The organism is Paenibacillus plantarum (assembly GCF_013141695.1).
GTDB lineage: Bacteria > Bacillota > Bacilli > Paenibacillales > NBRC-103111 > Paenibacillus_E > Paenibacillus_E plantarum.
Genome location: NZ_WHNY01000069.1, coordinates 49856 through 56285, shown reverse-complemented (window position 1 = coordinate 56285; position 6430 = coordinate 49856). Strand labels below are relative to the sequence as shown.

Below are 6430 nucleotides of genomic sequence, written 5' to 3'. Positions count from 1 at the left end.
CCCTAACGGGAGCTTATATGAATGACGCGGGGTGGAGCAGCCCGGTAGCTCGTCGGGCTCATAACCCGAAGGCCGCAGGTTCAAATCCTGCCCCCGCAACCAATTTTTTGAGTCATTAGCTCAGTTGGTAGAGCACCTGACTTTTAATCAGGGTGTCGTAGGTTCGAATCCTACATGACTCACCACTTGCCTTATTTACCAGCATGCGCGTATGGCGGAATTGGCAGACGCACTAGACTTAGGATCTAGCGGGCGACCGTGGGGGTTCAAGTCCCTCTACGCGCATCAAACATCCCCAAGTCGTATCTTACGGCTTGGGGATCCCTATGCGGAAGTGGCTCAGCGGTAGAGCATCGCCTTGCCAAGGCGAGGGTCGCGGGTTCGATCCCCGTCTTCCGCTCCATTTTTCTTAAGCGCCCTTAGCTCAGCTGGATAGAGTATTTGACTACGAATCAAAAGGTCGGGAGTTCGAATCTCTCAGGGCGCGCCATTTTTATCATAATCGTATCGGGACGTAGCTCAGCTTGGTAGAGCACCTGCTTTGGGAGCAGGGGGTCGCATGTTCAAATCGTGTCGTCCCGATCAAGAAAGAAAGCATAGACTGTCAGCTTCATGCTGATGATGTCTATGCTTTTTTTGTGCATCAGCGTCTACTAATAACTGGGATTCAAGTTGGTGTTGGTGTATAGTAGACAGGGAGGAGGGCTACAAGATGGAACTACGCTGGAGACGGAATCTATTTATTTTATGGATTGGGGCATTCTTTTGCGCGATGGCGTACACACTCTCGATCCCGTTTATCCCTATTTTTTTACAAGAAGACTTGGGTATACATAGTGGTTTAGAGGCATGGTCGGGGATCACGTTCTCGGTGAGCTTTCTCGCAAGTGCAGTGATCGCACCTTTTTGGGGCTCTCTAGCTGACAAATATGGCAGGAAACCGATGCTGCTTCGTTCAGGACTGAGCTTAAGTGCCGTCTATTTTCTAAACTATTTCGTGAATGATCCGTATACGTTTATTGTTGTTCGTGTTCTGCAGGGACTTATGGCGGGCTATATCCCCGCATCGATGGCGTTAGTTAGTACGAATACACCAGAGAAGCATGTTGGTTATGCCTTAAGTGTCATGTCAACGGCGACAGCAGCTGGGAGCATCCTAGGCCCATTGTTTGGGGGCATGCTTAGCCACTGGGTAGGGACAAGAGAATGTTTCTTGGCATCTGGATTCGTCGTACTCATTTCTGCTGTGATCGCCGTAGTCGGCGTGAAGGAAGTGCATCACAAGAAGGCAGGCGCACGCCCGAGTGTGCTTCAGGATATTAAGCAAGCGACTGCCAATAAGCAGTTATTATCCATTTTTGGATTAACCGTATTAGTGGCAACTTCGGTGATGATTTTAGAACCGCTTTTAACGATTTATGTCGTCCAAATCGGAGGAAGCGCGAAGGGGGCATCACTGAGCTCGGGTATTATTTTCTCGGCTGCAGGTGTAGCAACCGTCATCATGGGATCAAGATGGGGCATTATCGGGCAGCGAATCGGCTATGACAAGACACTGCTCATTGGCTTAATTGGCGGCGGTATTGGGAACCTGCTGCAGTTGGCTGCGCATAATTTGATCGCTTTTGGTGTGCTTCGTTTCAGTTATGGGTTATTTTTTGCTGCAGTCTATCCGGCACTGAGCGCACTTATTGTGAAAGCTTCCGATGCTGACTTCCGAGGGAGAGCGATGAGTCTTAACCAAACATCGAATCAATTAGGGATGATGATCGGTCCCTTGATAGGCGGATTCCTAGGTGGTCTAGTAGGGATTCATTCTGTATTTTTATTAACAGGATGTGCGTTACTAGTAGCAGCCGGGGTATTACATCTCAATGTGAGGAAGCAAATGAAACAAATATCTGCGGACTGAGGTTTTAATGCGATTAGATTTGTAAATAAAGAGATACATACTCGATTACAGAAGGAGCAAATCTAAGGATGTTGAAGAGAACAGTAGGCCGTTTGAACAGGGAAACCTCTGTGTTGATGTTTGGTGCAGCTAGTCTTGGTCAGGTTACGCAGCAGGAGGCTGATGCCTCGATCGCGTTCGCGCTGGCACATGGCGTAGATCATTTTGATACAGCGGCGAGCTATGGAGACGCAGAAGTGCGGATGGGCCCGACGATAAGCCGGGTGCGGAATGATATCTTTTTAGCTACCAAAACAGGGCAAAGAACGAAAAAGGAAGCAAAGGAAGAAATCTATCGCTCCTTGGAGAGAATGAAGGTAGATTCCGTCGACCTGTTACAACTGCATGCGGTTGGATCGATGGAGGAATTGGACCGCTGCACGGCCAAAGGCGGGTCGCTGGAAGCGGCATTAGAAGCGCAAAGCGAAGGTATTGTGAAGGACATCGGGATCACAGGTCACGGGCATGAGGCACCGGCGGTTCATTTGGAAGCGCTCAAGAGGTTCCCTTTTGCCACCATACTCTTCCCACTGAACTACTACATGTATGGCTTACCGGACTATCGTGAGGCTGTAGATGCACTGATGGAAGAAGCGAACAAGCAGCAGACGGCGATTCGGGTGATCAAAGCGATTGCTAAGGCACCTTGGATCGAAGGGGCGGAGCGTCCATATGCGACGTGGTATGAACCTTTTGATCAGCAGGAAATTATCGATGCCTGTGTGCACTTCGTGTTGTCGTTCCCAAGTGTATGCGGTTTTGCGAGTGCGGGGGATGTGCATTTATTTCCCAAAATCGTGGATGCTGTAGAGCGCTATGGTACGATGAGCAAGGAAGACATGGAGCGGATTTTGAGAGGGATTAGCGGGTATGCAAGTGTTTTTGGCGCGCCGACGTCGATTGCTTAATGTGATAAACCTTCACCCTATCATTGATGGGTTGAAGGTTTTTTTGTGTCTTCCTGCACGCATACGACACTTAATGGAGCTATCATACGAATAGCTATGAGGTACGTTAGGGGGAATGTAATATGTTGAAAATAAAAGGTTTATCGCGGCGCTTTTGGCAAGTTAGTGTTGGCGTAGTCCTAGTCATGGGTGTGGGGATGGCGTTAATGAGCACTTTGTATATAAAAGGACTTGATGTATCGCTGTTGAATCAGCCGCTACCAGAGGCATCCGTAGTGCTTGATAAGAATGGTCAAGTCGCTTCCCAGTTGTCGGCGTCAAAGATCGATGCTGTGCCGTTTAAGGACATCCCACAGGTGCTGGTTGATGCGATTGTCGCGGTGGAGGATCGACGTTTCTTCGAGCATAAAGGGGTAGACATGAAGTCCATCTTCCGCGCTGTTGGCCGGGATGTGCTCAAAGGCAGCTATTCGGAAGGTGCCAGTACCATTACGCAGCAATTAGCTCGGAATCTATTCTTAACAGCGGATAAAACGGTAGGTCGTAAATTGCGGGAAGCGGCGTATGCGATCAAAATAGAGACGAGCTATAGTAAGAATGATATTCTGGAAATGTATCTGAACAAGATTTATTTCGGTGAGGGCAGTTGGGGGGTACAGGGGGCTGCGAAAACATATTTTAATAAAAATGTGACAGACCTCACCTTGCCAGAAGCTGCGGTGTTAGCGGCATTACCGAAGGCACCTAGTCATTACTCGCCTTTTCAAAATGAAGAACAAGCGCTGGAAAGAAGGAATACGGTTCTCAAGTTGATGCTAAAGGAAGGTAAAATAACTCAGCAAGAATACGAGAAAGCCGATGCTTCAGCACTTGGAGCCGTGAAGACGGTCAATACGGACGAGGCCAAAGGGAGAAATCGGGCGTATGTGGATGCTGTGATTGATGAGGCTGTAACTCTCTACGGTTTTACAGAAGAACAATTGCTTACAGGCGGTTTGCGTATTACGACAGAGCTGGATCCAACGGTACAGAAAGCAGTAATTGATGTGGTTAACAATGACAGTCTGTTCCCTGAAAGCAAGCCAGATCAGCTCATTCAGAGTGGTGCTGTTATAGTCGACCAGAAAACAGGTGGTGTTAGAGCGCTAGCTGGTGGACGCGGGGAAGGCGTATTTCGGGGCTTCAGTCATGCCACCCAGTTGAGGAGACAGCCAGGATCGGCTTTTAAGCCAGTCGCTGTGTATGGCCCTGCTCTGGAGTTAGGCTACAAGCCGTCAACCATTCTGTTTGATGGACCGCTGAATATCGAGGGCTATCAGCCGCAAGATTGGGATCACCAGTCAAGGGGACAAGTATCGATGCAAGAGGCCATTACTTCATCCTGGAATGTACCCGCAGTTTGGCTTTTACATGAGATAGGCATCGACAATGGCTTGAAGTTTGCGAAGTCTTTGGGGATAAGTCTACCGGCACAAGACCGGCAGTTGGGCATCGCGCTTGGCGGGCTCTCTGAGGGGGTATCTCCGCTGCAGATGGCGCAGGCGTTTAGTGCTTTTGCAGCGAAGGGAGTCTTAAACCCGGCACATCTGATTGCCAAAATCGAGACAAATGATGGACACCTGCTTGTTCAAGCGAAAGCAAAGGGGCAGTCGGTGATGCGCGCTGAAACGGCCAACACGATGACGGCGATGCTGCAGACAGCAGTAGCGCAGGGGACAGGAAAGAATGCAGCTATGAATCGTCCCGTAGCTGGGAAATCAGGTACGACACAGCTGCCGGATACGAAGGAGTTCGAGGGGATCGGCAGCGGAAGTGCCAAGGATGCTTGGTTCGTTGGCTATACGCCGGAGTTGACGGCAGCGGTATGGGTTGGTTATGACCGAACGGATGCGACGCATTATTTAACAACCTCGGGTGGGGCCGTGCCTGCCGTATTATTTCGTGAGATGCTCAGTCGTGCGTTAGCTCAAGCACCTGTTGTAGCTTTTGATATTCCGATGAGTGTCGACCGACCTCAGAAGGAGATTCAGACTGATCAGTCTCATTCCGCAGAACCGCCAGGGAAGCCTGAGAAGGAGCCGCACAAGCAAATGGAACAAGGACACGGACATGGGAAAGAGAAAAAGAAATAAATGTAGTACGGCCTGATGACGTGTGGCAAGCTGTTGCTAGTGGAGAGGGAGAGGGAGAGGGAGTAAAAGTAAGAGTAAGAGTAAGAGTAAGAGTAAGAGTAAGAGTAAGAGTAAGAGTAGAGTAGAGTAGAGTAGAGTAGAGTAGAGTAGAAAAGAAAAAAATGCATTACGGAGTCAGAATGGTGAGTTGGTTGGGAGTTTCGTCAATCTGCTGTGCTTGAGGCGAATAGATGGGTTATCTACAGTTAAATTCTGAAATATTTCGATCAAACGCAGAATAGATGGAGAAGCTACAGTTAATTTTAAACATATAACCCGATCTGAAAAAAAGAGGCAGTTTTACCTACATGTTTTACAGTTAAATCGAGATTTCGAGGTAATTTCGTATAAATAGCTGTATCTTTTCCAGTTAGTACAAATGTGCCGGGCGCTTGTCTCCCAAAACTTACGAACTCAACCGTTCATCTGGCGATTAGGTGCACCTGAAAAAACCAGTTAACATCCGTAAAGTCGGGCGTTAACTGGTTTTTAACTGTGGTTGACAATCATTGAAGATTAGTCATGTTTATTGTTGTTACCGGGCTTTTTATCATTACTTTTTTCTTTTTGAGGTTTCTTAACATCTTTCTTGTCGTCTTTCTTGTCATCTTCTTTGTCATCAGCATGAACGTTTAGATGAACATTCAATTTGCCAGCTTCTAGATTGTATTGTTTGGCGAGCTGCTGGCTCACGGTCTCCCGAGCACCTGGTGCGGATAAGTCAACAGAACCAAGTAGTTTGGAGATCCAAGCTTGGGCTTGCGATCCTGTGAGATGAATTCTGCCGGCTTGTGGAGACTGGATACTCAGATCATACTGAGAACCTTGAGCTCCTTTGGTTTGTTTCAAATGAAAGTTGAAATGCTGCCCATCTACACTAATATCTACGTCCTTCAGGTCAGAACGGCTACCTGATGGGGAAGCTTCTGGCTTGTTTTCCACCTTCGTAGGAGTGGCTGTTGGCCCCACTGTTGGGCTGGGAGCTGCCAAATCAGGTACAGGGGATACGCTCGGAACAGGAGATACAGGCTGTGCGGATTCAGTAGCGATCGCGGTTTCTGAAGATCCTTTTACATAGGCGGCCTGTTTCTTGTTATTCAGAATGACTTCAATCTCACTCCCAGTCTTCAAATCGCTTAGCTGAGCTTTCTCGTCATTCAGGTACACCCAGACGGATGAAGCCAACGGGACAGTTTGATCACCAGTATCCGTATGTAAAGTAATTGAATCTGCCGTCAGGGTCGTAAGCTTACCTTGGATGGATGTAGACGTTGTCTCGCTGGATGAAGTTGCCGCATAGGCGGTCCAACCACAGAGCATCAAGGTAGCTATGACAATAGCCATAATCGTTATTTTCTTTCTTTTGTGCATTCTAAACACCTCCGCTACAGCTTTCGAGC

At 48.2% G+C, this 6430-nt stretch carries 4 protein-coding genes and 6 tRNA genes; 9 read left to right on the top strand and 1 reads right to left on the bottom strand.

Annotated features, from left to right (window positions below):
* Positions 1-25: 25 nt before the first annotated feature.
* The 9 genes from GC096_RS26600 to GC096_RS26560 all read left to right on the top strand — a co-directional run bounded on the left by GC096_RS26600 (position 26) and on the right by GC096_RS26560 (position 4991).
* Positions 26-102 (top strand) — tRNA-Met (locus tag GC096_RS26600).
* 7 nt (positions 103-109) lie between these two features.
* A tRNA-Lys gene (locus tag GC096_RS26595) sits at positions 110-185 on the top strand.
* Between the two features lie 20 nt (positions 186-205).
* A tRNA-Leu gene (locus tag GC096_RS26590) sits at positions 206-285 on the top strand.
* Between the two features lie 43 nt (positions 286-328).
* A tRNA-Gly gene (locus GC096_RS26585) sits at positions 329-403 on the top strand.
* A 10-nt stretch (positions 404-413) separates the two neighbouring features.
* Positions 414-490 (top strand) — tRNA-Arg (locus tag GC096_RS26580).
* A gap of 18 nt (positions 491-508) precedes the next feature.
* A tRNA-Pro gene (locus tag GC096_RS26575) sits at positions 509-582 on the top strand.
* A 130-nt stretch (positions 583-712) separates the two neighbouring features.
* Positions 713-1912, top strand: coding sequence for an MFS transporter (locus tag GC096_RS26570; RefSeq protein WP_171634420.1), 1200 nt, complete (start codon positions 713-715; stop codon positions 1910-1912).
* A gap of 68 nt (positions 1913-1980) precedes the next feature.
* Positions 1981-2859, top strand: coding sequence for an aldo/keto reductase (locus GC096_RS26565; protein ID WP_171634419.1), 879 nt, complete (start codon positions 1981-1983; stop codon positions 2857-2859).
* Positions 2860-2981: 122 nt separating this feature from the next.
* Positions 2982-4991 carry a transglycosylase domain-containing protein gene (locus tag GC096_RS26560; protein ID WP_216626271.1) on the top strand — a complete coding sequence of 670 codons (2010 nt, stop codon included), beginning with the start codon at positions 2982-2984 and terminating at the stop codon, positions 4989-4991.
* Positions 4992-5546: 555 nt separating this feature from the next.
* Here GC096_RS26560 and GC096_RS26555 read toward each other — a convergent pair.
* Positions 5547-6401: a hypothetical protein gene (locus GC096_RS26555; RefSeq protein WP_171634417.1), complete on the bottom strand. Its 855-nt coding sequence runs from the start codon at positions 6399-6401 to the stop codon at positions 5547-5549.
* Positions 6402-6430 lie beyond the last annotated feature (29 nt).